Raw genomic sequence first — 2,171 nt, 5'->3', positions numbered from 1 at the left:
CTTGACGCTCTCGACGATCTCTTCCATGGTCCGGCCGGCTTCCGCCACCTGGCGGCTGCCCTCCTCGACCTTGCCGACCGAGTCGTCGATCAGCTGCTTGATCTCCTTGGCCGCCGAGGCCGAGCGCTGCGCCAGGCTGCGCACTTCCGAGGCCACCACCGCAAAGCCGCGGCCCTGCTCGCCGGCGCGGGCGGCTTCCACCGCCGCATTGAGCGCCAGGATGTTGGTCTGGAACGCAATGCCGTCGATCACGCCGATGATGTCCACGACCTTGCGCGACGACGTGTTGATGGAACCCATGGTCTCCACCACCTGCCCGACCACGCTGCCGCCGCGCACCGCCACCTCGGACGCCGAAGCCGCCAACTGGTTGGCCTGGCGTGCGTTGTCGGCGTTCTGCTTGACGGTGCTGGTCAGTTCTTCCATGGAAGCGGCGGTCTGCTGCAGAGAGCTGGCCTGCTCCTCGGTGCGCGACGACAGGTCCTGGTTGCCCGAGGCGATCTGCTCCGATGCGGTGGCGATGGTGTCGGTGCCCGAGCGCACCTCGCTCACCACCTTGGAGAGGCTGTCGTTCATCGTGCGCAGCGCATGCATGAGCTGACCGGTCTCGTCGCGGCCGCCGACCTCGATGCGCGAGCTCAGGTCGCCCGCGGCCACCTTCTCGGCGACCTTCACCGCACGGCCCAGCGGACGCACGATGCTGCGCGTGATCAGCACGGCGCACAACGCGCCCAGCAGCACGGTCAGCGCCGTCAGCAAGAGGCGCATCTGCAGGGCGCTCGCGTTCGACGCGGCGATCGCCCGGCTCATGTCGTCGATGGCCTTGCGCTCCATCGCCAACAGCTCGAGCACCGCACTCTCGTACGCCTTGGCCGACGGCTCGAACTGCTGGGCGTATGCCCGCTCCGCCTCGGCGGGATCGCCGGATTCCTTGGCCTTCATGACCGCGACCTTGGCGGCCTGGTACTTGGCGCGCAATTCGTTGATCTTGCTGAACTGCGCCTTCTCCTGCTCGACGACGAGCAGTGGCTCGATCCGGGCAATGGTTTCGCTGCCCTTCTTGACGCTGTCGCTGATGACGTCGGCGAAGGTCACCGGCAGGCTGTTGTCGCTGGTGCGGGCGATCATGGCGGTGCGCGCGATGGCCGAGTAGGTCAGCACGTACCAGTCGGAGATCAGCCGCTCCTTGGCCAGGGGGCTGTCCATCATGCGGCGCGTTGCCTCGGCGGTGCGCTTGGCGACCATCATGGCGTAGCCGCCGGAGACCAGCGTGAGGACCAGCACGAGGCCGAAGCCGATGGCCAGGCGCGTGCCGATGCGAAGGTTGGATAGGGATTTCATGTCAGGACTTCGGGAGTGAATGGGAGGGCGGCGGCGTGTCACGCCGCCGCTTCTGCCGGGGCCACGGGGCCCGACCCGGTCCTGACGCGAGGCGCCTTCCCTTGCCGCGCAACGGCCACTGGGGCGCGCGGCGCGATGGTGTCGATCAGGCCGCCTTGCGCCTGCGCCTGGCTGTGCTCAACCAGCAGGTCGAGGACGCTGTCCAGGCTCGAGATGCCGCGGATGGTCGCCGGACAGGCGCCGATGCGGGGGGTCGACACGTTTTTCATGGGGAGGGCTCGGTAGTAGGGGTGGGCTAGAACTCCGCCCAGTCGCCCTCCGCGCCGGCCATGGCGACGCGCCGGGGCGCGGCCACGCCGGGGCGCGGGGGAGACAGGTCGGGTGGGGATGTGGCCGCGGCGGCAGATGCTGCTGCCGCGGCCGGGGAAACTTGCTGCTTTTGCGACGCCACCGTCGCCGTGGCGCCCGCGGCGCCAAGGGCCTTCACGATGGCCAGGCCGGTCGCGTCCAGGCCATCGAGCCTGAACACGCTGACCGACTGCACCAGACCGCCGGCCTGTTCCTGCAGCGAGGCGGCGGCCGCGGCCGCTTGCTCCACCAGCGCCGCGTTCTGCTGCGCGACCTGGTCCATCTGCGTGATGGCCTGGTTGACCTGCTCGATGCCGGAGGTCTGTTCCTGGGTTGCCGAGGTGATCTCGCCCATGATGTCGGTCACGCGCCTGACGCTCTCGACGATCTCTTCCATGGTCCGGCCGGCCTCCGCCACCTGGCGGCTGCCCTCCTCGACCTTGCCGACCGAGTCGTCGATCAATTGCTTGATCTCCTTGGCC

The 2,171-nt window shown here is 68.9% G+C and carries 3 protein-coding genes; all 3 read right to left on the bottom strand.

The window, feature by feature from the left end; translation table 11 throughout:
• A partial coding sequence (locus VES41_RS09020) for a methyl-accepting chemotaxis protein (protein WP_324815778.1) occupies positions 1 to 1,341 on the bottom strand: 1,341 nt, incomplete at its 3' end.
• A gap of 38 nt (positions 1,342 to 1,379) precedes the next feature.
• Positions 1,380 to 1,610: a hypothetical protein gene (locus tag VES41_RS09015; protein WP_324815776.1), complete on the bottom strand. Its 231-nt coding sequence runs from the start codon at positions 1,608 to 1,610 to the stop codon at positions 1,380 to 1,382.
• Between the two features lie 26 nt (positions 1,611 to 1,636).
• A partial coding sequence (locus VES41_RS09010; RefSeq protein ID WP_324815774.1) for a methyl-accepting chemotaxis protein occupies positions 1,637 to 2,171 on the bottom strand: 535 nt, incomplete at its 5' end.

Source organism: Variovorax sp. (genome assembly GCF_035634955.1).
In the GTDB taxonomy this organism is placed as follows: domain Bacteria; phylum Pseudomonadota; class Gammaproteobacteria; order Burkholderiales; family Burkholderiaceae_C; genus Variovorax.
Note: the sequence above shows the minus strand (reverse complement) of the source record. Positions and strands in the feature narration are given on the sequence as shown.

Excerpts from the sequence above, each read along its gene's own strand:
- VES41_RS09015 (WP_324815776.1), bottom strand. The coding sequence starts at position 1,610 with ATGAAAAACGTGTCGACCCCCCGCATCGGCGCCTGTCCGGCGACCATC.